This is a genomic window from Cronobacter dublinensis subsp. dublinensis LMG 23823, assembly GCF_001277235.1.
GTDB classification, from domain to species: Bacteria; Pseudomonadota; Gammaproteobacteria; order Enterobacterales; family Enterobacteriaceae; genus Cronobacter; species Cronobacter dublinensis.
The window spans coordinates 2,461,469-2,485,393 of record NZ_CP012266.1 but is presented as its reverse complement, the minus strand read 5'-3'; the positions used below and the strand labels follow the sequence as shown (position 1 = coordinate 2,485,393).

The 23,925-nt window shown below is 59.9% G+C and carries 24 protein-coding genes; 14 read left to right on the top strand and 10 right to left on the bottom strand.

The genetic code is table 11. The features are described 5' to 3' along the window. Positions 1-105: 105 nt before the first annotated feature. Both ychF and pth read right to left on the bottom strand, forming a co-directional pair. Entirely contained in the window at positions 106-1,197 is a 1,092-nt protein-coding gene (gene ychF, locus AFK67_RS11285) for a redox-regulated ATPase YchF (protein WP_007729929.1), read from the bottom strand. Positions 1,198-1,335: 138 nt separating this feature from the next. After that, the gene (gene pth / locus AFK67_RS11280; protein ID WP_007729926.1) at positions 1,336-1,920 is read right to left on the bottom strand and encodes an aminoacyl-tRNA hydrolase; all 585 of its coding nucleotides are present in this window, start codon (positions 1,918-1,920) and stop codon (positions 1,336-1,338) included. A gap of 267 nt (positions 1,921-2,187) precedes the next feature. Between pth and ychH the strand changes: the two genes are divergently transcribed. Together ychH and AFK67_RS11270 are read left to right on the top strand one after the other, a co-directional pair. Continuing rightward, the gene (ychH, locus tag AFK67_RS11275; protein WP_007729924.1) at positions 2,188-2,460 is read left to right on the top strand and encodes a stress-induced protein YchH; all 273 of its coding nucleotides are present in this window, start codon (positions 2,188-2,190) and stop codon (positions 2,458-2,460) included. A gap of 119 nt (positions 2,461-2,579) precedes the next feature. After that, on the top strand, positions 2,580-3,626 hold the full coding sequence (locus AFK67_RS11270) for a MerR family transcriptional regulator (RefSeq protein ID WP_007729923.1): 1,047 nt from the start codon (positions 2,580-2,582) through the stop codon (positions 3,624-3,626). 1 nt (position 3,627) lies between these two features. Here AFK67_RS11270 and dauA read toward each other — a convergent pair whose 3' ends face one another. The 4 genes from dauA to lolB all read right to left on the bottom strand — a co-directional run bounded on the left by dauA (position 3,628) and on the right by lolB (position 7,990). Continuing rightward, complete coding sequence (gene dauA, locus AFK67_RS11265; protein WP_007729921.1) at positions 3,628-5,307, bottom strand: C4-dicarboxylic acid transporter DauA; 1,680 nt, start codon at positions 5,305-5,307, stop codon at positions 3,628-3,630. Between the two features lie 118 nt (positions 5,308-5,425). Beyond that, positions 5,426-6,373 (bottom strand): ribose-phosphate diphosphokinase, encoded by a 948-nt coding sequence (prs, locus tag AFK67_RS11260; protein ID WP_007729920.1) that lies wholly within the window; start codon positions 6,371-6,373, stop codon positions 5,426-5,428. A gap of 127 nt (positions 6,374-6,500) precedes the next feature. Next, positions 6,501-7,370, bottom strand: a complete 870-nt coding sequence (gene ispE / locus AFK67_RS11255) for a 4-(cytidine 5'-diphospho)-2-C-methyl-D-erythritol kinase (RefSeq protein ID WP_038883443.1) — start codon at positions 7,368-7,370, stop codon at positions 6,501-6,503. Continuing rightward, a complete protein-coding gene (lolB, locus tag AFK67_RS11250) occupies positions 7,367-7,990 on the bottom strand; it encodes a lipoprotein insertase outer membrane protein LolB (RefSeq protein ID WP_032967568.1) in 624 nt (207 codons plus the stop codon). Before lolB ends, ispE begins: the two co-directional genes overlap by 4 nt. 199 nt (positions 7,991-8,189) lie before the next feature. On the opposite strand from lolB, the gene hemA reads away from it, so the two are divergent. Genes hemA through kdsA form a run of 6 tightly spaced genes read left to right on the top strand, consistent with a single transcriptional unit; the run spans position 8,190 to position 13,513 of the window. Continuing rightward, positions 8,190-9,446: a glutamyl-tRNA reductase gene (gene hemA / locus AFK67_RS11245; protein ID WP_032967572.1), complete on the top strand. Its 1,257-nt coding sequence runs from the start codon at positions 8,190-8,192 to the stop codon at positions 9,444-9,446. A 37-nt stretch (positions 9,447-9,483) separates the two neighbouring features. After that, complete coding sequence (gene prfA, locus AFK67_RS11240; protein WP_007729913.1) at positions 9,484-10,566, top strand: peptide chain release factor 1; 1,083 nt, start codon at positions 9,484-9,486, stop codon at positions 10,564-10,566. Beyond that, entirely contained in the window at positions 10,566-11,408 is an 843-nt protein-coding gene (gene prmC / locus AFK67_RS11235) for a peptide chain release factor N(5)-glutamine methyltransferase (protein WP_007729911.1), read from the top strand. The genes prfA and prmC overlap by 1 nt, the downstream gene beginning before the upstream one ends. A 6-nt stretch (positions 11,409-11,414) precedes the next feature. Continuing rightward, complete coding sequence (sirB2, locus tag AFK67_RS11230; RefSeq protein ID WP_007729910.1) at positions 11,415-11,810, top strand: invasion regulator SirB2; 396 nt, start codon at positions 11,415-11,417, stop codon at positions 11,808-11,810. Continuing rightward, positions 11,807-12,616, top strand: coding sequence for an invasion regulator SirB1 (gene sirB1 / locus AFK67_RS11225; RefSeq protein ID WP_007749703.1), 810 nt, complete (start codon positions 11,807-11,809; stop codon positions 12,614-12,616). Before sirB2 ends, sirB1 begins: the two co-directional genes overlap by 4 nt. A gap of 42 nt (positions 12,617-12,658) precedes the next feature. Then, positions 12,659-13,513 (top strand): 3-deoxy-8-phosphooctulonate synthase, encoded by an 855-nt coding sequence (kdsA, locus tag AFK67_RS11220; protein ID WP_032967567.1) that lies wholly within the window; start codon positions 12,659-12,661, stop codon positions 13,511-13,513. A gap of 199 nt (positions 13,514-13,712) precedes the next feature. On the opposite strand, the gene chaA is transcribed toward kdsA, so the two are convergent. Beyond that, the gene (gene chaA, locus AFK67_RS11215; RefSeq protein ID WP_007729904.1) at positions 13,713-14,816 is read right to left on the bottom strand and encodes a sodium-potassium/proton antiporter ChaA; all 1,104 of its coding nucleotides are present in this window, start codon (positions 14,814-14,816) and stop codon (positions 13,713-13,715) included. A 274-nt stretch (positions 14,817-15,090) separates the two neighbouring features. Here chaA and chaB point away from each other — a divergent pair, with 274 nt between their 5' ends. Both chaB and AFK67_RS11205 read left to right on the top strand, forming a co-directional pair. Further along, positions 15,091-15,321, top strand: a complete 231-nt coding sequence (gene chaB, locus AFK67_RS11210) for a putative cation transport regulator ChaB (RefSeq protein ID WP_007729903.1) — start codon at positions 15,091-15,093, stop codon at positions 15,319-15,321. Positions 15,322-15,538: 217 nt separating this feature from the next. Beyond that, positions 15,539-16,237, top strand: coding sequence for a gamma-glutamylcyclotransferase (locus AFK67_RS11205; RefSeq protein ID WP_038871431.1), 699 nt, complete (start codon positions 15,539-15,541; stop codon positions 16,235-16,237). Between the two features lie 48 nt (positions 16,238-16,285). Here AFK67_RS11205 and AFK67_RS11200 read toward each other — a convergent pair whose 3' ends face one another. The 3 genes from AFK67_RS11200 to AFK67_RS11190 form a co-directional block, all read right to left on the bottom strand. Beyond that, the gene (locus tag AFK67_RS11200) at positions 16,286-16,531 is read right to left on the bottom strand and encodes a DUF1883 domain-containing protein (RefSeq protein ID WP_007729901.1); all 246 of its coding nucleotides are present in this window, start codon (positions 16,529-16,531) and stop codon (positions 16,286-16,288) included. A gap of 210 nt (positions 16,532-16,741) precedes the next feature. Next, positions 16,742-18,529, bottom strand: coding sequence for a methyl-accepting chemotaxis protein (locus AFK67_RS11195; RefSeq protein ID WP_007729899.1), 1,788 nt, complete (start codon positions 18,527-18,529; stop codon positions 16,742-16,744). Positions 18,530-18,676: 147 nt separating this feature from the next. Then, a complete protein-coding gene (locus AFK67_RS11190; protein ID WP_038883447.1) occupies positions 18,677-19,030 on the bottom strand; it encodes a DsrE/DsrF/TusD sulfur relay family protein in 354 nt (117 codons plus the stop codon). Positions 19,031-19,101: 71 nt separating this feature from the next. Here AFK67_RS11190 and AFK67_RS11185 point away from each other — a divergent pair, with 71 nt between their 5' ends. The 4 genes from AFK67_RS11185 (at position 19,102) to AFK67_RS11170 (ending at position 23,921) form a co-directional block, all read left to right on the top strand. Further along, positions 19,102-20,307, top strand: a complete 1,206-nt coding sequence (locus AFK67_RS11185) for a nitrate regulatory protein (protein WP_007715827.1) — start codon at positions 19,102-19,104, stop codon at positions 20,305-20,307. 674 nt (positions 20,308-20,981) lie between these two features. Then, positions 20,982-22,232, top strand: coding sequence for a CmpA/NrtA family ABC transporter substrate-binding protein (locus AFK67_RS11180; protein WP_007715831.1), 1,251 nt, complete (start codon positions 20,982-20,984; stop codon positions 22,230-22,232). Between the two features lie 9 nt (positions 22,233-22,241). Continuing rightward, on the top strand, positions 22,242-23,123 hold the full coding sequence (ntrB, locus tag AFK67_RS11175) for a nitrate ABC transporter permease (protein WP_007715835.1): 882 nt from the start codon (positions 22,242-22,244) through the stop codon (positions 23,121-23,123). 9 nt (positions 23,124-23,132) lie between these two features. Further along, on the top strand, positions 23,133-23,921 hold the full coding sequence (locus AFK67_RS11170; protein WP_007715837.1) for an ABC transporter ATP-binding protein: 789 nt from the start codon (positions 23,133-23,135) through the stop codon (positions 23,919-23,921). The last annotated feature ends 4 nt before the right edge of the window (positions 23,922-23,925 follow it).

The window sequence follows — 23,925 nt, the reverse complement described above, 5'->3', positions numbered from 1 at the left end:
CCTAAGACAATCTGGAATAAAAAATCCACGCAAGCGCGTGGATTTTAGAGGGTTTTGTGAGTTTCATGAGATGTTCTGACACCTCATGAGACAACAAAACTTTATTCAGACGTTGAACAGGAAGTTCATGATGTCGCCGTCTTTCACGATGTACTCTTTCCCTTCCGCGCGCATTTTGCCCGCTTCTTTCGCGCCCTGTTCGCCTTTATAGGTGATGAAATCGTCATAGGCGATGGTTTGCGCGCGGATAAAGCCTTTTTCGAAGTCGGTGTGGATTTTACCGGCGGCCTGAGGCGCGGTCGCGCCAACCGGGATGGTCCATGCGCGCACTTCTTTCACGCCCGCGGTGAAGTAGGTTTGCAGGTTCAGCAGGGCGTAACCGGCGCGGATCACGCGGTTAAGGCCCGGCTCTTCAAGGCCCAGCTCCTGCATGAATTCATCGCGCTCTTCATCGTCGAGCTCAGCGATATCGGATTCCACCGCCGCGCACACCGGTACCACGACAGAGCCTTCTTTATCGGCGATTTCACGGACCTGATCGAGGAACGGGTTGTTTTCAAAACCGTCTTCGTTGACGTTCGCGATGTACATGGTCGGCTTAAGCGTCAAGAAGCTCAGGTATTTGATGAGCTCTTTCTCTTCTTTGCTCAGATCCAGCGCGCGCAGCATACCGGCGTTTTCAAGCTGCGGCAGGCATTTTTCCAGTACGGCCAGCTCGGCTTTGGCATCTTTGTCGCCGCCTTTGGCTTTCTTGGAGATACGGTGGATGGCACGCTCACAGGCGTCGAGGTCAGAAAGCGCCAGCTCGGTATTGATGGTGTCGATATCTTCCGCCGGGTTTACTTTGCCTGCGACGTGGATAATGTTGTCGTTTTCAAAGCAGCGCACCACGTGACCGATAGCTTCGGTTTCACGGATGTTGGTCAGGAACTGGTTGCCCAGACCTTCGCCTTTCGACGCGCCTTTCACCAGGCCCGCGATGTCCACGAATTCCATCGTGGTCGGCAGAATGCGCTGCGGCTTCACGATCTCGGCGATTTTGTCCAGACGCGGATCGGGCATAGGCACGACGCCGGTGTTCGGCTCAATGGTACAGAACGGGAAGTTCGCCGCCTCAATACCTGCTTTGGTCAGCGCATTGAACAGAGTGGATTTACCGACGTTCGGCAAGCCGACGATACCGCATTTGAATCCCATGTTTTACATTACCTTAATTGCTGATTTATCAGAGGGTTAGAAATAACCCGATGATGAGAAATGGTGTTATTTGGCTATTATACACGTAACAGGCGCGCAACGGGGGAGAAATCACCCCCCAGCGCGCCGTTGCGCCGGTTATTGCGCTTTGAAACTGTGCAGGCGGTTGGTGGCTTTGGTTAAGCCATCCTGAAGCCAGATTTCGGTACAGCGCGCCGCTTCGTCAACGGCCTCGTCTATCAGCTTTTGCTCGCTTGTCGGCGGTTTGCCGAGCACAAAACCGACAACTTTATTTTTATCGCCCGGATGGCCAATGCCGAGGCGTAAACGATGAAAGTTCGGGTTATTGCCAAGCTTGCTGATGATATCTTTCAGGCCGTTATGGCCGCCGTGGCCGCCGCCGAGCTTGAATTTCGCCACGCCGGGCGGGAGGTCCAGTTCATCATGCGCGACCAGGATTTCATCCGGCGCGATGCGGTAAAAGGTGGCGAGCGCCGCCACGGCTTTGCCGCTCAGGTTCATAAAAGTGGTGGGCACCAGCAGGCGCACGTCATTGCCGTTGATATTAATGCGCGAGGTATAACCAAAAAATTTGGCTTCTTCTTTCAGCGGCGCGCGAAAGCGATCCGCCAGCAAATCCACATACCATGCCCCCGCATTATGGCGAGTAGCGGCATATTCCGCGCCGGGGTTGGCAAGGCCCACAATCAGTTTAATCGTCACGTTATTGTTCCTGAAAACCTCTGTTTGCGGCGTAGTTTACTGTGACGGCGCGCAGATCACAAAACCGCGACGCCGCCCGGCGGGAAAATCAATAATCACTGCAATGAATCATTAGAATTTCATTCAATTCATTGGCTTATTTGTAAAGTTTCGTTCATGGAATGTTCGTAAATGTGATCCCCGGCGCAACCGCCAGCGATAAGTGTTGCCTATACTTTACACATAAATCGCAGGGATACTTTCCCGCCCAACATTCCGGAGGTAACTATGAAACGCAAAAACGCGTCGTTGCTCGGCAATTTTCTGATGGGGCTGGGGTTAGTCGTCATGGTCGTCGGGGTCGGTTACTCGATTCTCAATCAGTTGCCGCAGCTGAATCTGCCGCAGTTTTTCGCGCACGGCGCCATTTTTAGCATCTTTGTCGGGGCCGTGCTCTGGCTTGCGGGCGCCCGTATCGGCGGTCATGAACAGGTGTGCGACCGCTACTGGTGGGTGCGCCACTATGACAAACGCTGTAAGCGCAATCATCACTCCAGTTAATGGTTCCATGCTGTCAAAAAAGCTCCCGCCGGTCGGGGGCTTTTTTTATGGTAGGCTCTTGACCCTTACGTTACGTCAGGTCTCACAGTGGGCCTCGCAAGGGAAGAGGAGAGGGCGTTATGTTGCTACAGGTGGGTGAACTCGCGAAACGATGCGGACTGACGGTTCGCACGCTGCACCACTATGAAAGCCTCGGGCTGCTCATTCCCTCCGGCCGTACCGCCGCCGGCTACCGGCTCTATAACCGCGACGACATTCAGCGCCTGCATCATATTCAGGCGTTAACGCGGATGGGGCTTAGTCTGGCGCAGGTGCGGGAGTGCCTGGAGAGCGGCAGCGTGACGCTGCCGGAAGTCATCGAAACGCAAATCGCCATGCTTAATGCGCAGCTCAAACGCACCGCGATGCTGCGCGACCGGCTGGTGGCGCTGCGTGAGGGGCTTCTGGCAGGTGACGAGCCGGATCTTCAGGAGTGGCTTAAAACACTGGAGTTAATGACGATGTATGAGAAATGGTTTTCACCGGACGAACTGAAACAGCTGCCGTTCGCGCAGCAGAACGCCGATCGCGAGGCGCAGTGGGCCGCGCTGGTCGGGGAGGTGAAGGAGGCCGTGCATAAAGGCGTGCCGGTAACCGACCCGTCCGCGCAGGCGCTTGCCACGCGCTGGATGGAAACGCTGGAGCGCGATACCGCCGGCAACCCGGCGTTTCTCACGCGCCTTAATGAAATGCACGCCGCCGAGCCCACGATGCGCGACCAGACCGGCATCACGCCTGCCATGATCGACTGGATAACGCAGGCGTTCGCCGAGAGCAAACTGGCGATTTACCAGCGTTATCTCACGCCCGAGGAGTTTGCCTTCACCCGGGCGCACTATTTCGATCGCATGATGGAGTGGCCGCCGCTGGTGGCGAAACTGCACGAGGCGGTGGCGGCGCGGCGGGATCCTGAGAGCGAAGAGGCGCGCGGGCTTGCGGCGCACTGGCTGACGCTGTTTGCGTCGTTCGCCAGCGATAACCCGCAGACGCAGCAGAAGTTTCGCGAGGCTATGATGCGCGAACCGCATCTCTCGAAAGGCACCTGGATGACGCCGGACGTTCTCGACTGGCTGAGACAGGCAATCAGCGCAATGATGCAGGCGCCGGGGGCTGCGCCTGCGCGTTAACTTAGTGCGCGGCTAAGGCCGCGTTGCTGTCCGGGAAGAACGCAAGACGCCCAGGGATGGGCTGTACGCCTGCGCGCGCCAGCGTGCGCAGCGGCTGGAATTCAAGATGACACACGCGCAGCTCGCAGCCTTCCGGCAGACGTTCAATAAAGCGCTGTAAAGCGTCAAGACCGCCTGCGTCGAGCACCGGCACCGCGTCCCACTGCATCACAATAACCCGTTTGCCCGCCGCCTGCGCCAGCAGCGGCGTGAAGACGCCTTCCGCCGCGGCGAAAAACAGCGGCCCGGTTACCCGCACCGCCAGCACGTCCTCCGGCACGCTAACGTTAAGCGGCGCAAGCCGCGTCATCCGTGCCACCCGGCGCATAAAGAGCAGCGACGCCAGCACCACGCCGACGCTGATGGCGATGACCATGTCAAACAGCACGGTCAGCGACATACACAGCAGCATCACGATGATGTCATCCTGCGGCGCGCGGCGCAGCAGGCCGATAACCTTATGCGCCTCGCTCATGTTCCACGCCACCATCAGCAGCAGCGCGGCCATTGCCGAGAGCGGCAGCCAGGAGAGCAGCGGCGCCAGCGCCAGCAGGGCCAACAGCACCAGCAGCGCATGGAAAACGGCGGCGACGGGCGAGGTGGCCCCGGCGCGCACGTTGGCCGCCGAACGGGCGATAGCGGCAGTGGCGGTAATGCCGCCAAAGAACGGCGCCACCAGGTTGCCCAGCCCCTGGCCGATAAGCTCGCTGTTGGCGTTATGGCGCGTGCCGGTCATGCCATCCAGCACCACCGCGCAGAGCAGGGATTCTATAGCGCCAAGCATCGCCATCGAAAACGCGGCGGGCAGCAGCGCGCGCAGTGAATCCAGGCTTAGCGTAAAGGTCGACCCCGGCAGATCCCAGGGCAACATCAGTTGGGGCAGCAGCGGTGGAATACCGCTGCCCTGGGTGCCATCTGCGAGCAGATAATGAAAACGCGAGCCGATGGTGGCGACATTGCCGCCGAGCAGGTGCACGATACCCATTACCGCACAGCCCGCCAGCAGCGCGGGCAGATGCCCCGGCAGCCGGATGCCGAGACGCGGCCAGAGGATAAGCACGGCCAGCGTCACAATACCCGTCGCTGCGTCGCCGGGGTTAACGCCCGGCAGCGCCATCGCCAGCGCCGCTACTTTCGGCAGATAGTGTTCCGGCACGTGCGCCATCTCAAGCCCGAAGAAATCTTTAATCTGCATGGTGGCGATGGTGATGCCGATGCCAGAGGTAAAGCCGAGCGTTACCGGCAGCGGGATGTATTCAATCAGCCGCCCGAAGCGCGCGAGGCCGAACAGTACCAGAAATACGCCGGACATCAGGGTCGCTACCAGCAGACCCGAGAGCCCGAACTGCTGGGCGACAGGGTAGAGGATCACCACAAACGCGGCGGTCGGCCCGGAGACGCTGTAGCGCGAGCCGCCGCTCAGCGCAATCACGATCCCGGCGATGGCGGAGGTGTAAAGCCCGTACTGCGGCGGCACGCCGCTGCCGATAGCCAGCGCCATCGCGAGCGGAATGGCGATGATCCCGACGGTAATGCCCGCCAGCAGATCGCGGCTTAACCTGGAGAGCGTATATTTTTCACGCCAGCAGGCCTCCACCAGCGCGCGGAAAGGAAGAATTTGCGAGAGATACTGTGTGTTCACGATACGGCGTCCATGAGCCCATCATCTAAATCAATATATGATGATGGATTGATAAATCATACAAATAAAATAACGGAATAAAAAAACCCGCCGTAGCGGGTTTTTAAGCACAGTCCGATTAATGTTCGAACATGGCGGAGATAGATTCTTCGTTGCTGATACGACGAATCGCTTCGGCCAGCATACCGGAGAGGGTCAGGGTGCGCACGTTCGGCAGCGCCTTGATCTCTTCCGCCAGCGGGATGGTATCGCAGACGACCACTTCATCGATCACCGAGTTACGCAGGTTGTTAAGCGCGTTGCCGGAGAAGATCGGGTGGGTGGCATAGGCGAAAACGCGTTTCGCGCCGCGCTCTTTCAGCGCTTCCGCTGCTTTGCACAGGGTGCCGCCAGTGTCGATCATGTCGTCAACCAGTACACAGTCACGGCCTGCCACGTCACCGATGATGTGCATCACCTGAGAAACGTTGGCGCGCGGACGGCGCTTGTCGATGATCGCCATGTCGGTATCGTTGAGCAGTTTCGCGATGGCGCGGGCGCGCACCACGCCGCCGATGTCCGGAGAAACCACAATCGGGTTATCCAGGTTCTGCTGCAGCATATCTTCCAGCAGAATCGGGCTGCCGAATACGTTATCTACCGGCACATCGAAGAAGCCCTGAATCTGTTCTGCGTGCAGGTCCACAGTGAGAACGCGGTCAACCCCAACACTTGACAGGAAATCCGCCACCACTTTCGCGGTGATAGGCACACGCGCGGAACGCACGCGACGGTCCTGACGGGCATAGCCAAAGTAAGGGATAACGGCGGTAATACGACCTGCGGAAGCGCGGCGCAGGGCGTCGACCATAACAACCAGTTCCATCAGGTTGTCGTTGGTGGGGGCACAAGTGGACTGGATGATGAAAATATCACCACCGCGTACATTTTCATTGATTTGTACGCTGACTTCGCCGTCGCTAAAGCGACCGACAGCAGCGTCGCCGAGGGAAGTGTACAGGCGGTTGGCAATACGTTGTGCTAGTTCCGGGGTGGCGTTACCAGCAAAAAGCTTCATATCAGGCACGAGAAGAACCTCAGGCATGCGTCCAGTGGTGGATGGCGGCGCCGCAAAACGCGACAGGAAGCAGGTTCGCCATCCAGGCGGTGTATTTAAAGAGCATGGCGCAACGTCTGGAACAGGGGTGACGTTGTCACCAAAACTCAGTTTGCCCGGCGATGGCTTGCTGTAACGCAGAGTGGTTGACGCCTCGCGCAACAAAACCCTTCAGCCATTCCGGGGCTTTCTCAAGCACCCGGCGGGCCTCGGATTCGGTGTCAAATTCAGCAAACACACAAGCTCCGGTGCCGGTCAGGCGCGACGGCGCGTATTCTAACAGCCAGGAAAGCGCGGCATCAACCTCACGAAAACGTTTTCTTGCGATCTGCTCGCAATCGTTGCGAAATTCACATTTCAGCAACGTTTCCATTGACCGGACGGGCGTATCGCGCGTCAGCTCCGGATCGGTAAAAATCACCAGCGTCGGAATGCTCACGCCAGGGTGCGCCACCAGATACCATTTTTCCGGTGGCGAGGCCGGTGTGAGCTGCTCGCCAACGCCTTCGGCGAACGCCGCGCGACCCCGTACAAAGACCGGCACGTCTGCACCGAGGCGCATGCCAAGCGCGGCCAGTGCGTCTTCGCTAAGCCCGGTCTGCCAGAGATGATTCAGCGCCACCAGCACGGTCGCGGCATTTGACGAACCGCCGCCCAGCCCGCCGCCCATCGGCAGACGTTTCTCAACGCCGAGATCCGCACCCGCCCCGGTCGGCAGTCGTCCGGCTTCGCGGGCCGTTTCCATCAGCAGACGCGCAGCGCGCATAATCAGATTGTCTTCTTGCGCCACACCGTCGACGGGCGTCACGAGGCGCAACTGCCCGTCGCCGCGCGGCGCGATCAGCACCGTGTCGCCATAATCGAGAAACTGAAACAGCGTTTGCAGATTGTGGTAGCCGTCCTCACGACGGCCCGTGATATACAGGAAGAGATTAAGCTTCGCCGGAGAGGGCCAACGGGTCATTATTTAACAATCCAGTTATCCATTTTCAGCTTGATGCGCTGATCGCCTTCGCGCAGCTCCAGGTTCGACGGCATCGCCGGCTGGGTTTTAGTGTCGTAGCCGCCGTAAACCACTTTCCAGGTTTTGCCGTTCTGGGTGTAGTTCACTTCACGCAGGCGGTACTGGTCATCGAGCGAGTAGTCAGTCGCCTCGCCCGGCAGGCCGACAATCCACTGGCGCAGGCTGTTGAGTGGAATCGGCATGCCGGTCAGCTTGCCAATCATCTCTTCGGCGTCCGTCGCCTGATAGTGCTGGCCTTTGTTGTCCACCAGCTCCACCGCGCCCGGCTTCGCGTTCAGCTCAAGCTCGGTACTGCCGAGCGGGTTGGTGAGCAGCAGACGATAGTTCTCTTTGCCGGTCTGCTGCCAGAAAAAGCGCGCGTAGACTTTCTGCTGGTCGGAAAGATAGGCGAAGGCGCCGCGGGTCTGGAACTGGGCCAGGTTTTTCACCTGCTCCTGATGCTGTCGCCACTGGGGGGAGTCGGGGCTCTTGCCAGGGCCTTGCGGGGCATGGCTGACACAGGCGGTCAGCACCAGGCTCGCCAGCGGGGCGAGAGACCAAAAACGCACAGAAGAAATCGCCATAACAGGAACAAATCCTTGATGTTGATTGAGGTTATAACCCTTCATGCTAGCGTCCGGGGCTAAGGGCGTCTATGGTCAAGTTGTCTTAAATCATGAATCTGTCTATTACTCCAAAAGAGGCGGTTCTCTTTTATTGACCTTACGCATCCTGTATGATGCGCACAGCAAACCTTATCAACGCTGGTACTATTCCCGCTCCATGACTCTGTTAGCTCTCGGCATCAACCACAAAACGGCTCCTGTTTCGCTGCGAGAACGCGTGACGTTTTCGCCGGATTCGCTCGACCAGGCGCTGGAAAGCCTGCTGTCGCAGCCGATGGTGCAGGGCGGTGTGGTGCTCTCGACGTGCAACCGCACGGAGCTTTATCTGAGCGTTGAAGAGCAGGACAACCTGCACGATAAACTGGTCCGCTGGCTGTGCGACTACCACAAGCTTGATGAAGCGGAAGTGCGCGACAGCCTCTACTGGCACCACGATAACGACGCGGTCAGCCATCTGATGCGCGTCGCCAGCGGGCTGGATTCGCTGGTGCTCGGCGAGCCGCAGATTTTAGGCCAGGTGAAAAAAGCCTTCGCCGATTCCGGTCGCGGCCATGCCAACGCCAGCGAACTGGAGCGCATGTTCCAGAAATCCTTCTCGGTTGCCAAACGCGTGCGTACCGAAACCGACATCGGCGCGAGCGCCGTTTCGGTCGCGTTCGCCGCCTGTACGCTGGCGCGCCAGATTTTCGAATCGCTCTCGACAGTTACCGTGATGCTGGTCGGCGCCGGTGAAACCATTGAGCTGGCGGCGCGTCACTTGCGCGAGCACAACGTCCAGAAGATGATCATCGCCAACCGCACCCGCGAGCGCGCTCAGCGCCTGGCGGATGAAGTCGGCGCGGAAGTCATCGGGCTTGGCGATATCGACGAACGTTTAAAAGACGCGGATATCATTATCAGCTCCACCGCGAGCCCGCTGCCGATTATCGGCAAAGGGATGATGGAGCGCGCGCTGAAGGCCCGCCGCAACCAGCCGATGCTGCTGGTGGATATCGCGGTGCCGCGCGACGTCGAGCCGGAAGTCGGCAAACTCGCCAACGCCTATCTCTACAGCGTCGACGATCTCCAGAGCATCATCCAGCACAACATGGCGCAGCGTAAAGCGGCGGCGGTGCAGGCGGAGTCTATCGTCGAGCAGGAAGCCCACGAATTTATGGCCTGGCTGCGCGCCCAGAGCGTCAGCGAGACTATCCGTGAATACCGCGCGCAGGCCGACCAGGTGCGCGAAGAGCTCACCAGCAAGGCGCTGGCCTCGCTGCGCGCCGGTGGCGACGCCGAAGCCATTATGCAGGATCTGGCGCGCCGGCTGACCAATCGCCTGATCCACACCCCAACCAAATCTCTTCAGCAGGCTGCCCGTGACGGGGATGATGAACGCCTGCATATTCTGCGCAACAGCCTCGGGCTGGAGTAGCACAACACAATTCTAATTACAGGGTGATCTACCGCCTATGAAGCCTTCTATCGTTGCCAAACTGGAAGCCTTGCAGGAGCGTCATGAAGAAGTTCAGGCTCTGCTGGGCGATGCGGGTACGCTCGCCGATCAGGAGCGTTTTCGCGCTCTGTCGCGCGAATATGCCCAGCTGAGCGACGTTTCGCGCTGTTTCCTTGAATGGCGCCAGGTGCAGGAAGACATGGAAACCGCGCGTCTGATGTTAAGCGACCCGGAAATGCGCGATATGGCGCAGGATGAGCTGCTGGAAGCCAAAACGAAAAGCGAAGCGCTGGAGCAGGAGCTTCAGCTGCTGCTGCTGCCCAAAGATCCCGACGACGAGCGCAACGCCTTTGTTGAAGTGCGTGCGGGCACCGGCGGCGATGAAGCCGCGCTGTTCGCAGGCGATCTCTTTCGCATGTACAGCCGCTACGCGGAATCGCGTCGCTGGCGTGTGGAGATCATGAGCGCCAGCGATGGCGAGCATGGCGGCTACAAAGAAGTGATCGCTAAAATCAGCGGCGAGGGCGTTTACGGACGACTCAAGTTTGAGTCCGGCGGTCATCGCGTGCAGCGCGTGCCGGCCACCGAATCCCAGGGCCGTATTCACACCTCCGCGTGCACCGTGGCGGTGATGCCGGAGCTGCCGGAAGCGGAGCTGCCGGATATCAACCCGGCGGATCTGCGTATCGACACCTTCCGCTCCTCCGGCGCGGGCGGTCAGCACGTTAACACCACCGACTCGGCTATCCGCATCACCCACCTGCCGACCGGCATTGTGGTGGAGTGCCAGGACGAACGCTCGCAGCACAAAAACAAAGCCAAAGCGCTGGCGGTGCTGGGTGCGCGCATCCACGCCGCCGAAACGGCAAAACGCCAGCAGGCGGAAGCCTCGACGCGTCGCAACCTGCTGGGCAGCGGCGATCGCTCGGACCGCAACCGCACGTACAACTTCCCGCAGGGCCGCGTGACCGATCACCGCATCAACCTGACGCTCTACCGTCTTGACGAGGTGATGGAAGGCAAACTGGACGCGCTCATTGAGCCGATTATCCAGGAACATCAGGCGGATCAGCTGGCGGCGCTGGCCGAGCAGGAGTGATGGAGTATCAGCAGTGGCTGAAACAGGCCATCCACCGCCTCACTGACAGCGAATCGCCGCGCCGCGACGCGGAAATCCTGCTGGGTTTTGTAACCGGCAGGACGCGCACGTTTATCCTCGCTTTTGGCGAAACCGCGCTGGCTGACGATGAGCTCACGCGGCTCGATGCCCTCCTGGCGCGCCGCGTCCAGGGCGAGCCGGTGGCGTATCTGACCGGCCAGCGCGAATTCTGGTCGTTGCCGCTGGAGGTCTCTGCGGCAACGCTTATCCCCCGTCCCGATACCGAATGTCTGGTGGAGCAGGCGCTGGCGCGTCTGCCCGCCGCGCCGTGCCGTATTCTCGACCTTGGCACCGGCACCGGCGCGATTGCGCTGGCGCTCGCCTGCGAGCGGCCCGACTGTCAGGTGACGGCGCTGGAGGTTATCCCCGAGGCCGTTGAGCTTGCCAGATGCAACGCGCAGCGCCTTGGCATCGACAACGTCACTGTTTTGCAAAGTCACTGGTTCAGCGCACTGACGGACGCGCGTTTTTCCCTTATTGTCAGCAATCCTCCGTACATCGACGGCGACGATCCTCATCTGACGCAGGGCGACGTGCGGTTTGAGCCGAAAAGCGCGCTGGTGGCGCCAAACGCAGGGCTTGCCGACCTCGACGCCATCATTACCGGGGCGCGCCGTTTTCTTGAAAACGACGGGTGGTTACTGGTAGAACATGGCTGGCGACAGGGCGGGGCGGTGCGTGAGCTTTTCACGCGCGCGGGCTATCACGGCGTCGAAACCTGCCGCGACTATGGCGGCAACGAGCGTCTGACGCTGGGACAATATCGCAACACACAGGAGTAGGGCAGCATGGCCGCTTACTTTGCAGTAAAACATTTACATCTTCTGACGGTGGCTATCTCCATCAGTCTCTTTATTCTGCGCTACTGGTGGCAGTACCGCGGCTCGGCGATGTCGGGCAAGCGCTGGGTGCGCATCGTGCCGCATGTCAACGACACCGTGCTGCTCGGCAGCGGCGTCGCGCTGGTGCTCATCACCCATTTTTATCCGTTCACCCCGCAGGGCGCGTGGCTGACTGAAAAACTCTTTGGCGTTATCATCTACATCGTTTTAGGCTTTATCGCGCTCGGGCGTCGCCCGCGCAGCCAGCAGGTTCGCTGGGTAGCGTTCCTGCTTGGGCTGGTGGTGCTCTACATCATCGTGAAACTCGCCACCACCAAAATACCGCTATTGGGGTTGATATGAAGTCGTTGGCCGATTTCCAGTTTAACAACGCGCCGCTCTGTGACGGCATGATTCTGGTTTCACAGCATATCCGTGACGATTTTTCGGCGCAGGATGTTTATGACCAGCTGGAGAGCCTGGTGCGCCTGGCCCGCGAAGAGATTTCTCAGGGGTCGCATCAGGACTCGCAGCTTGAACGCCTTCTCGAGCTTTTCTACGGCGAATGGGGCTTTAGCGACGCGCGTGGCGTGTATCGTCTCTCTGACGCGCTGTGGCTTGATAAGGTGCTGAAAAACCGCCAGGGCAGCGCGGTTTCGCTTGGCGCTATCCTGCTGTGGATAGCAGACCGCCTCGATATTCCGCTGATGCCGGTGATTTTCCCGACCCAGCTTATCCTGCGCGCCGACTGGATGGATGGCGAAATGTGGCTCATCAATCCGTTTAACGGCGAGACGCTTGATGAACACACGCTCGAAGTGTGGCTCAAGGGCAACATCAGCCCGGTGGCCGAGCTGTACATGGATGACCTTGAAGAGTCCGAACATATTCTGGTTATCCGCAAGCTCCTCGACACGCTGAAATCCGCGCTGATGGAAGAGCGGCAGATGGAACTCGCCCTGCGCGCCAGCGAAGCGCTGCTGGAGTTTAATCCGGAAGATCCGTATGAGATCCGCGACCGCGGGCTGATTTACGCCCAGCTCGACTGCGAGCACGTGGCGCTCAATGATTTAAGCTATTTTGTAGAGCAGTGCCCCGAAGATCCGATAAGCGAGATGATTCGGGCGCAGATTAACTCGATTTCGCACAAGCAGATTACCCTGCACTAAGCGGCGGCAGTGTACCGATTTACACAGGATAAAGGCGATAATATGACACAAAAAGTGGTTAGCATTGGCGACATCAACGTAGCGAACGACTTGCCGTTCGTGCTGTTTGGCGGGATGAACGTGCTGGAATCGCGCGATCTGGCGATGCGCATCTGCGAGCATTACGTTACCGTGACCCAGAAGCTCGGCATTCCTTACGTCTTCAAAGCCTCTTTTGATAAAGCCAACCGCTCCTCGATTCACTCCTACCGTGGTCCGGGCCTGGAAGAAGGCATGAAAATCTTCCAGGAGCTGAAACAGACCTTTGGCGTGAAAATCATCACCGACGTGCACACCGCCGAGCAGGCGCAGCCGGTCGCCGATGTGGTGGACGTTATCCAGCTGCCGGCGTTCCTGGCTCGCCAGACCGATCTCGTCGAAGCGATGGCGAAAACCGGCGCCGTCATTAACGTTAAAAAACCGCAGTTCATCAGCCCCGGCCAGATGGGCAACATCGTCGACAAATTCAAAGAGGGCGGCAACGAGCAGGTTATCCTGTGCGATCGCGGCACCAATTTTGGTTACGACAACCTGGTGGTCGACATGCTCGGCTTTGGCGTAATGAAAAAAGTGTCCGGCAACGCTCCGGTGATTTTTGACGTGACCCACGCGCTGCAGTGCCGCGACCCGTTCGGCGCCGCGTCCAGCGGTCGTCGCGCCCAGGTGACGGAGCTTGCCCGCGCCGGTATGGCGACCGGCATCGCCGGTCTCTTTATTGAAGCGCACCCGGACCCGGAAAACGCAAAATGCGACGGCCCGTCCGCGCTGCCGCTCGCGAAGCTGGAAGCGTTCCTCACGCAGATCAAAGCCATCGACGATCTGGTGAAAAGCTTCCCGGAACTCGACACCGAGCAATAACCCGCCCGGTCGTAAGTCGTAAAAAGAAAACCCCGCTCCGGCGGGGTTTTTTTATTGGCGTTTCGCCGTTGGGCCGATGAATGCATCGTGGTGGGTACGCTGCGCTTACCCACTCTACGCCATGATACAACGCGGCATTACCTTGTAGAGCGGGTAAGCCTGCGCACCCGCCATCCCGCCGCGCCGCGCCGCCTCAACCCTACGCGAATATCGTCATCAGATAGGCTGCGAACAGCGCCAGATGCGCGCTGCCGTTAAGCACATTAGTGCGTCCGGTCGAGAACGAAATCTGGCACAGCATTAACGCCGCCAGCATCACTACCATTTCCGGCGCGCCGAGGGCGAAATGCAAATCGTTGCCGGTCAGGATGGCGATAATCGTCACCGTCGGCACCGTCAGGGAAATCGTCGCCAGCACCGAACCGAAAAACAGATTCATCGCGCGCTGGACCTGGTTATTAAGCACCGCTTTCAGCGCGCCCAGCCCTTCCGGCGAGAGGATTAACAGCGCCACCAGGAAGCCGGTGAACGAGACCGGCGCGTTCAGGTGGCTCAGCAGCCCTTCCAGCGGGTGGGCGTTCATCTTGGTCACGGCAATTACCGCAATCAGATGTACTACCAGCCAGGCGGCGTGCCACAGGCTACTGTGCGCCGACGGTTTGCCGTGATGCGGATCGTCGTCGTCGCTTTCATCTTCATGCTCATAAACAAACAGACTCTGGTGCGTTTTGGTCTGGATCAGCAGGAAAACGCCGTACATCGCTGCCGAAATCATCGCCACCAGCAGCGACTGCCCGGTCGTGAAATTGCCGCCCGGCAGGGCCATCGGGAACACCAGCACAATGACCGCCAGCGGGAAAAGGGCTATCAGATACTGCTTAATGCCAAACAGATTCACGTACTGGGTCGCAAACTTGCGCCCGCCCAGCAGCAGCGCCACACCTACCAGACCGCCGCTGACAATCATAATGATGGAATAGAGCGTGTCGCGCATCAGCGTCGGGGCAGCGTCGCCGGTCGCCATCAGCGCGGAGATAAGACTGACTTCCAGAATCACAACCGACAGGCTCAAAATCAGCGAACCGTAAGGCTCGCCAAGGCGATGCGCAAGCACATCCGCGTGGCGCACCACGCTAAACGCGCTGCTGAGAATTCCCACCAGCGCCAGCACGTTAATGCCGATAATCACTGGCAGCGACTGGCTCGATCCCCAGAACGCCAGCACCGCCAGCGCAACGACCGGGAAAATGAGAGAAGTCTCCTTATGGCGGGTTTTCACCGCCTCATGGCTGTTTTTGGTCACGTTATTTCTCCAGAGAAGCAGGTCATTATCATTATAGTGAGGGGTGGTGCTGTACGTAAAAGTACCAAAAAACGCGTTGTCACGACCGCTTATTTACGGTTTTTTACGGCTTGCGTTTAGCTTTGCGTTAAATTCGATAAAAAAAGCAATTATGTTGAGAATTCATCGAGCAAACAGGCCATTGCAAAACGCAGCGGTGCGCCTTACTCAATGACTGGCGCCCACGCGTAACCTGATCCACACTAAGATTTCCACCCAAAAGAGGAGCGCCGCTATGCCTTATTCATCAAAAACCGATTTACCCGACAACGTGCGTAACGTGCTGCCCGCGCACGCGCAGGACATCTACAAAGAAGCCTTTAACAGCGCATGGGATCAATATAAAGACGAAGAGGACCGGCGCGGCGACGCCAGCCGGGAAGAAACCGCGCATCGCGTTGCGTGGGCGGCCGTCAAACATGAGTACGAAAAGGGCGATGACGATAAATGGCATAAGAAAAAGTAATGCCTGGTTAATCGCCTGATTCCCCTCCATCTTTGCCTTTATACCCGCACGTGCTGTGTGGAAAGATAAGTTTTTTATGGGTTGGAAAAGCCGCTGCGGTCTTGTCAGCGGCACGTTAATCCCCTATCGTCACCACGTAATTGCTTTCTGATTGAGCGATAAAAATAGCCGGAAGGCGCTTAAAATCGCAGGGAAGCAGCAGTGGTGGAGGTGGAAGGTGTTAACACGTGATTTCTTAATGACAGCAGACTGTAAGACGGCTTTTGGAGCCATTGAGGAATCGTTACTGTGGACGCCAGAGCAGCGAGCGGCGTCACTGGCCGCCACGCTCGCCTGTCGTCCCGAAAACGAATCGGTCTGGATTTTTGGTTACGGGTCCCTGATGTGGAACCCGGCAATGGTTTTTGAAGAACGCTGCGCCGCCACGCTTAACGGCTGGCACCGCGCGTTCTGCCTGCGGCTGACCGCCGGGCGCGGCAGCGCCTGTCAGCCAGGGCGCATGCTGGCGCTCAAAGAGGGCGGCATGACCACGGGCGTGGCGTATCGTCTGCCCGAGGCAGATCTTGAAACCGAGCTCTCTCTGCTCTGGAAGCGCGAGATGATCACCGGGTGCTATCTGCCGGGCTGGTGTAAGCTTACGCTCAACGATGGCCGCACCGTGCACGCGCTGGTCTTTATCATGGACCCGAGCCATCCGCTGTATGAAGCGGACACCCGGCCTGCGACCATCGCCCCGCTCATCGCCCGCGCCAGCGGCCCGCTTGGCACCAACGCGCAATATCTCTTCTCGCTGGAGCAGGAGCTGAAAAAACTGGGGATGTGCGAAGCGTCGCTGGATGAACTGGCGTGTGAAGTACGCGCCTGTCAGGCGCGCGACGACGGGGAAAGCGGCGAACTGCAACCGGGGTTCGCGTAAGCGTCGTAAAGCGTTTCTAAAAACCCCGGCTGACGCCGGGGCAAAATATCAGGCAGGAACGTAGCTGATGGAGTGTTCCAGCGTCTGGCTGTGACTGTCGATAAGCACATCCCAGACGCCGCTGTAAGGTACGCTGATATACGCGCTGTTGCGGTTCTGGACGCTTAAAATATCCGCCCCGACACGCGCTAAGCGCTCGCCTGCGCTCATTAAATGAATATGGCAATTCGCCGAGCAGCGCACCACCACCGTATCCCCGCCAAACAACTTCAGGCTTGCTTTTACCCGCGCCATTTTTAACCCCTCTGTCAATGATAAAACCCGACTGGACAGCCCTTCGAATGTGAGGCTGTTCACAAAACACTCCGGGAATAACACCAAAGAGGGGGGCGCTGAACGCTGATTTTGATCAAAAAAGGCGGCCTCGCCGCCATATTCATCACATTGTGCGTTAAAGGGGCGGACAGGCGCGCGGAAAATGCCCGAATGCGCGCCTGCGCCTGATTAAATGCGGAAATGACCGGCCGTCTGGGCAAGTTCGCCCGCCTGACCCTGCAACGCGCCCGCGGCGGCGGCGGACTGCACCACCAGCTCGGCGTTCTGCTGCACCATCTGATCAAGCTGGATAACCGCGTGGTTTATCTCCTGAATGCCTTTCATCTGCTCGCTGGTGGCGACCGTGATTTCACGCATAATGCCGGAAACATTGCCGATGCTGCTGACAATCTCCTCCATCGATTCCCCCGCAAGGCGCACATAGCGCGAGCCGGTCGCGACGCTTTCGGTCGTCGAATCGATAAGCGATTTGATCTCTTTCGCGGCCTGAGCGCTGCGGCTGGCGAGGTTTCGCACTTCGCCTGCCACCACCGCGAAGCCGCGGCCCTGTTCGCCTGCGCGCGCTGCTTCCACCGAGGCGTTAAGCGCCAGAATGTTGGTCTGGAAGGCGATGCCATCGATAACGCTCGTGATATCGCCAATCTTCGCCGAGGCGGTTTCAATCAGCTGCATCGTTGAAATGGCTTTCGACACCACTTCGCCGCCGCGCGAGGCGGCATCCGTCGCGCTCTGCGCCTGGCTGTTGGCCTGGGCGGCCGCATCCGTGGAGTTCGCCACCGACGCGGTTATCTCTTCCACCGCGCTTGCTGTTTCTCGCAGGCTGGAGGCGGCCTGTTCGGTGCGCCCGGAGAGATCCTGGTTACCCGCGGCGATTTCATTGGCCGCCACTTTCACCGAGGCGCTGGCGTCGCGCAACTGGCCCATCACGCCCGCGAGCTTGTCGCAGAAGGCGTTAAAGGCGTGGGCAATCTGCGCCACTTCGTCGCGACCGTTTTCCGGCAGACGCTGCGACAGATCGTTGGTGCCGCTGCTGATAGCCACCAGCGCGTCGCGGATCATCCACAAGCGTTTCAGCAGTTTCGTCACCAGGAAATGCATCAGCGCGCCGGTAATCAGTAACAGCACCAGCACGGAAATCGCGGAGGTGCTCAGCAGCGCGCGCATACCGGAGGTCGCGTCGTCTTCATCGAGCGCCACGACCAGATACCACTGGGTGCCCGGCACCGGCGTCGCCAGCAGCGCTTTGGCCGCCCCGTTGATCTCGCCGTCCACCGCCGTGTCGCTGGCTTTCAGTGCGCTGAACGCCACGCCCGATACCGCTTTATCAAAGGGTTTGGAGGTCAGCGCCGGATCTTTCGCCGCGATAAGCGTGCCGTCTTCATTCACCAGCAGGCCGCTGCTGTTATCGGTAGGGTGAATACTGCGCACGTTGGCAATCACGCTGTCCATAGAGAGGTCGCCCGCGACCACCGCCGCGATAGCGCCGTTTTGCTTCACCGGCACCGCGAACGTCACCACCAGCTTGCCGGTGCCCGCATCCACGTAAGGCGCGGTCACGACAGGCGCGTCGGCTTTCACCGCCTGCTGATACCACGGGCGAATGGTCGGATCGTAATCCGCCGGCACGCCTTCCGGGTTCGAGAACTTCGCGGTTTTGGTGGCGTACCCGGCGTAGACGTTCATAAAGCCGCCAGCTTTCGCCATCTGCGTGAAGACCGGCACGGGGTCGGATCCCAGCGCGACGGTATCGAGCGAGCGGATCATGGCGGTTTTGCTGTTCACCCAGTCGGCGATAGCCAGGTTATGGCTGGCGCTGGTGCTTTTCAGGGTATTCAGGCTCGCCTGCTGGTTATCCAGCCGGGTGACCTGATAGTTCATGATGGTGTTGAGTAACAGCGCGCCGACCAGGCAGCCTGCGGTGGCTGCGATGATGCGCGCGCGAATCGACGTTAACATAGGCATTTACCCTGCTGTGTGTTGTATGAGTGTTGTGTGTTGGGACGGGTTGTTGTTATGGGTTTTAAGGTAAATATCGGCACACACGGCGGGGACTTGATGGATAGCGCAGGCGAATAAGTAAATATTATTACGCCTGCGTGAATATCAGAAGGTCAGAACTTTATCGGCCTCAAGCGTCCACTGGGCCAGTTCCACCAGCGTGCCGATTTCCACGCCTTCGACCAGCGGCAGGGCGCTCACGCCGCGCCCGTCGGCGCAGGTTTTGCAAAGCTTCACCGGCACGTTCTGCGCGGTGAGGATCTCCAGCATCTGCTGAATGTTATAGCCTTCGGCGGGGTTCTGCCCGCGCAGCCCGGCGGTCACGGCGTCGGACATTAAAAACAGCTTCAGCACAGGCGCCTGCGGCTGTTCGCGCAGCGCGATAGCCAGCCGCAGGCTGTTAAACAGGGATTCGCTGCCGTAGGCCGCGCCGTTGGCGATAATCACGATCTTTTGCATCCGTAACTCCTTTGCCATAAAGGCACAGTTATTGCTTGATTCCTGTAAAGGCGATAACAGGAGAGTGAGCGATGGCAACACCGTCCAGACCGGCGCAAGACGCGCAGGCGTGGTTTCGTTTCGCCCGTGAACGAGCGCGCAGCCAGCTGGAGGCGTGGTTAAGCGTGGGCGAATGGGCAAGCCAGATAAGCCATCTGGTGCATATGCTACAGCGCGAGCGCGGCGCGTCCAACATCTGGCTCTGCTCGGGCGGACAGCTCTTCGCGCGCGAGCACCGATTTTGCGTCGCGCAAACCGACCAGCGCGTGGCGGCGTTTCGTGAAACACCGCCGCCGCTCGCCGCATCGGGCAGCCTGCTTGCCTGGCGAATGGCCTGCGCGCTCTGGCAGCTTGAGCAGTTGCCTGTGCTTCGCGCGCGGATCCTGGCGCGCGAGATCGAGCCCCTGGAGGCGATGGAAAGCTTTAACCAGACGATTCGTCATCTGCTGAATCTGGTGCCGGAGGCGAGCGAAAGCGTCGATGAGGCGTCGCTCGCCCGCGCGCTGACTGCGCTGTACAGCTTTATGCAGGGTAAAGAGCTGGCAGGCCAGGAGCGTGCGGTCGGTGCTATCGGTTTTACGCAGGGCGCGTTCAGCGAACCGCTGCGCCAGTTACTCGCCGATCGTATCGACGGTCAGCAGCGCTGTTTTGAGACTTTTTTAGCGCTGGCGGCGGCGGAGATCCGCGAAGGTTACTGGCGTCACGGCGAGGCGGGCCTGGAGCTGGAGCAATTACGTCGACTCGCCTGCACCCGTCTGCCTGCGGATAACGACAACGGCGCACGGGCGGTGCGCTGGTTTTCGCTGCAAACCACGCGGCTCGACGCGCTGCGTGAAACCGAAGAGGCGCTTATCGCCGCACTGCTGGCTGAGGCGCGCAGGCTGCTGGCCGAGGAAAACAGCGGCGAATCGCCACAGACGCTGCTCGCCAGGCGTGCAAGCCAGCAAAGCGAGCAGGACGCCCCGGCGCTGGAGCGGCACCTGTTACCGCTGGTGCGCCAGCAGGCCCGCGAGGTGGAGTCGCTGACGCGCCAGCTCGCGTCGTTACAGACAAGCCTTGAGGAGCGCAAGCTTATCGAGCGTGCCAAAAGTTTACTGATAACCCATCAGCAGCTCAGCGAAGAGCAGGCGTGGCATCAGCTGCGCAGGCTCGCGATGGACCAGAATAAGCGGATGGTGGACATCGCCGAAGCGATGCTGGCGGTCGCCCGGCTCTGGCCGGTTACCCCAAAGGAGTAGCTGCACAGCAACCGGGCATGTTATGCATGGTTATGGGGCAGGGATGGAGCGGTGTTTACCCGCCAGGATGCGTCAGGCACGCCTTTTGTAGGGTGGGTAAGCGAAGCGCACCCACCGTTTTGATGGCGGGAGCCGTGGCGGGTTGTAGGGTGGGTAAGCGAAGCGCACCCACCGCCCGGTTTCGGGGCCGCGTTGACGGGAAATATGCAACGGCGGTGAAATCGTTCCGTTCGCCATCACGCTGCGCTTATATGTGCCTCTTCCTCAAGCGAACGTGCAAAGGGGGCTCGCCGCCGCCCCCTTTGCAATCCCGGCTCCCGGCAGAAAATCGCCCCTTCGGGGAAGCCTCGCCTTATTCCCTCCGGCCACGGGTCGGGCATGACAATACATCCCTGTATTGTCATGCCCTCGCACCGGGTCCCTCCGGTGCGTCCCGGCCTGCGGCGAAACGGCGCGGCCGATTTTTTTAAGCCGGAGCAAAACCCCCCACATTGACGCCGTGACGTACGATTACCCAACATGCCACCCCTTAAACCTGGCACACCCCTTGCTTAATTCTTTCTGACAAACATTTTCGGCGGCTCGCCAACGGCGGCGGGCTAACCGGAAGGATAAAGGCGTCCTGCAATGTCTTCGGACATTGGCGGACGCCTTTTTTATTTTCAGGAGCAGCCATGAGCGATTCATCTTTTTCTCTTTCACGCCGTCGCCTGTTACAGGCCGGGGCGGCGCTTGGCGGCGCGATGCTGTTGCCGGGGCTGATGGGCAGCGTCTGGGCCGCAGGCACGGACAAACCCGAGCTCGACACCGTGCGCGTCGGCTTTATCCCGCTGACCGACTGCGCGCCGGTGGTAATGGCCGCGCTGAAAGGCTTCGATCAAAAATATGGCATCCGCATCGTGCCGAGCAAAGAGGCGAGCTGGGCGGCGGTGCGCGACAAACTGGTCTCCGGCGAGCTCGATGCCGCGCACGCGCTCTACGGCCTTCTCTACGGGCTGGAGCTTGGCATCGCCGGGAAAGCGCAGCCGATGGCGACCCTGCTGACGCTCAACCAGAACGGCCAGGCGATTTCGCTCAGCGCCGAACTGCTCAATAACGGCATCACCACGCCCGAGGCGCTGAAAAAGCTTATCGCGGCAAGCGCGCCTGGCACTTACACCTTCGCTCATACCTTCCCGACCGGCACCCACGCCATGTGGCTTTACTACTGGCTGGCGGCGGCGGGTATCCACCCGTTCAATGATGTGCGCACCGTGGTGGTGCCGCCGCCGCAGATGGTGATGAACATGCGCATCGGCAACATGGTCGGCTTTTGCGTCGGCGAGCCGTGGAACGCGCGCGCGATCAACGACCGCATCGGTTTTACCGCCGCCACCTCGCAGAGCATCTTCCCTGATCACCCCGAAAAAGTGCTCGGCACCCGCCGCCAGTGGGTGGAGCAGAACCCGCATACCGCCCGCGCGCTCACCGCCGCCGTGCTGGAGGCCGCCCGCTGGATAGACGCCTCGGATGATAACCGGCGCGAAACCGCGCAGGTGCTGGCGAAACGCGCGTACCTCAACACCAAAGCGCAATACCTCACGCCGCGCATGCTTGGGGAGTACGACGACGGCGCCGGAAAGCGCTGGAAGGACGACCACGGCATGCGCTTTTTCCGCGACGGCGAGGTGAGCTACCCGTGGCACTCCGACGGCATGTGGTTCTTAACCCAGTTCCGCCGCTGGGGATTGCTGAAAACCGACCCGGATTATGCGGCCATCGCCGCGCGCATTAACCGCACCGACATCTATCAACAGGCCGCAGACGCGGTGGGCGGCGTCGCGCTGCCCGGCACGCCGCTGCGCACCAGCCGTCTGATGGACGGCAGTCTCTGGGACGGGCGCGATCCCGCCGCGTATGCCGCCCGTTTTGCCATGCAACGTTAAGGGGGAACCATGAAAGAACTCAAACAGACCGTGAGCGCGCCGCAGGCGCAGCCCGGTGGTGAAGTGATTGTGATGCCGCGCGCGGTGGTGCGTAAACGCCGCACGCCGCGGGTCGCCCGGCTCAACGCCATCGCAGGCCATGTCGTGCCCGCATTGCTCGGTCTCGGGCTGCTGGTCATCGCCTGGCAAATCGCGGCCATCAATACCACAGGCTTTCCGACTCCGCTCAGCACGCTTGACTCGGCGCTGACGCTGTTTGCCGACCCGTTCTACAACGAAGGGCCGAACGATCAGGGCATCGGCTGGAACGTGCTGGCCTCGCTCAGTCGCGTGGCGGTGGGCTTTGGTCTCGCGGCGCTGGTGGGGATTCCGCTCGGCTTTCTGATTGGCCGCTTTACGTTTCTTGGCCGTATGTTCAACCCTCTCATCGCGCTGCTGCGCCCGGTAAGTCCGCTCGCCTGGCTGCCCATCGGCCTGCTGCTGTTTCAGAAGGCCGAGCCCGCCTCCAGCTGGACCATTTTCATCTGCTCTATCTGGCCGATGGTCATCAACACCGCTGAAGGGGTGAAACGCATCCCGGAGGATTACCTCAACGTGGCGCGCGTCTTACAGCTCTCTGAATGGACCGTGATGCGCCGCATTCTCTTTCCGGCGGTGCTGCCTGCGGTGCTCACCGGCGTGCGGCTCTCCATCGGCATCGCCTGGCTTGTGATTGTCGCGGCGGAAATGCTCACCGGCGGCCTCGGCATCGGCTTTTGGATCTGGAACGAGTGGAACAACCTCAACGTGGAAAACATTCTCATCGCCATCGTCATCATCGGCGTGGTGGGGCTTTTGCTGGAGCAGGGGCTGATGTTTATCGCCCGGCGGTTCAGCTGGCAGGACAAATAAGGAGCGAACATGAAACCCGTTATTCAGGTACAGAACGTCAGTCAGCGCTTCAACACCGCCAGCGGCGAATTTCTGGCGCTGCAAAACGTCAGCTTTGACATTAACGCGGGCGAAACCGTGAGCCTTATCGGCCACTCCGGCTGCGGTAAATCGACGCTGCTTAATCTTATCGCGGGCATCACGCTGCCGAGCGAAGGCGGGCTCTTGTGCGACAACCGCGAAATCGCCGGCCCCGGACCCGAGCGCGCCGTGGTGTTTCAGAATCACTCGCTGCTGCCCTGGCTGACCTGCTTCGACAACGTCGCGCTGGCGGTGGATCAGGTCTTTCGCAAAACCATGAATAAAGCGCAGCGCCGGGAGTGGATCGTGCACAACCTGGAGCGGGTGCAGATGGGCCATGCGCTTAACAAACGGCCCGGCGAAATTTCCGGCGGCATGAAGCAGCGCGTCGGCATCGCCCGGGCGCTGGCGATGGAGCCGAAAGTGCTGCTGATGGATGAGCCCTTCGGCGCTCTGGACGCGCTGACCCGCGCGCACCTTCAGGATGCCGTCATGCATATCCAGCAGGAACTTAATACCACCATTGTGCTGATCACCCACGACGTCGACGAGGCGGTGCTGCTCTCCGACCGCGTGCTGATGATGACCAACGGCCCGGCGGCCACGGTCGGCGACGTGCTGGAGGTGAGTCTGCCGCGCCCGCGCAACCGGGTCACGCTTGCCGACGACAGCCGCTACCACCAGATGCGCCAGCAGATCCTCCATTTCCTCTACGAAAAACAGCCGAAGGCGGCGTAAGGAG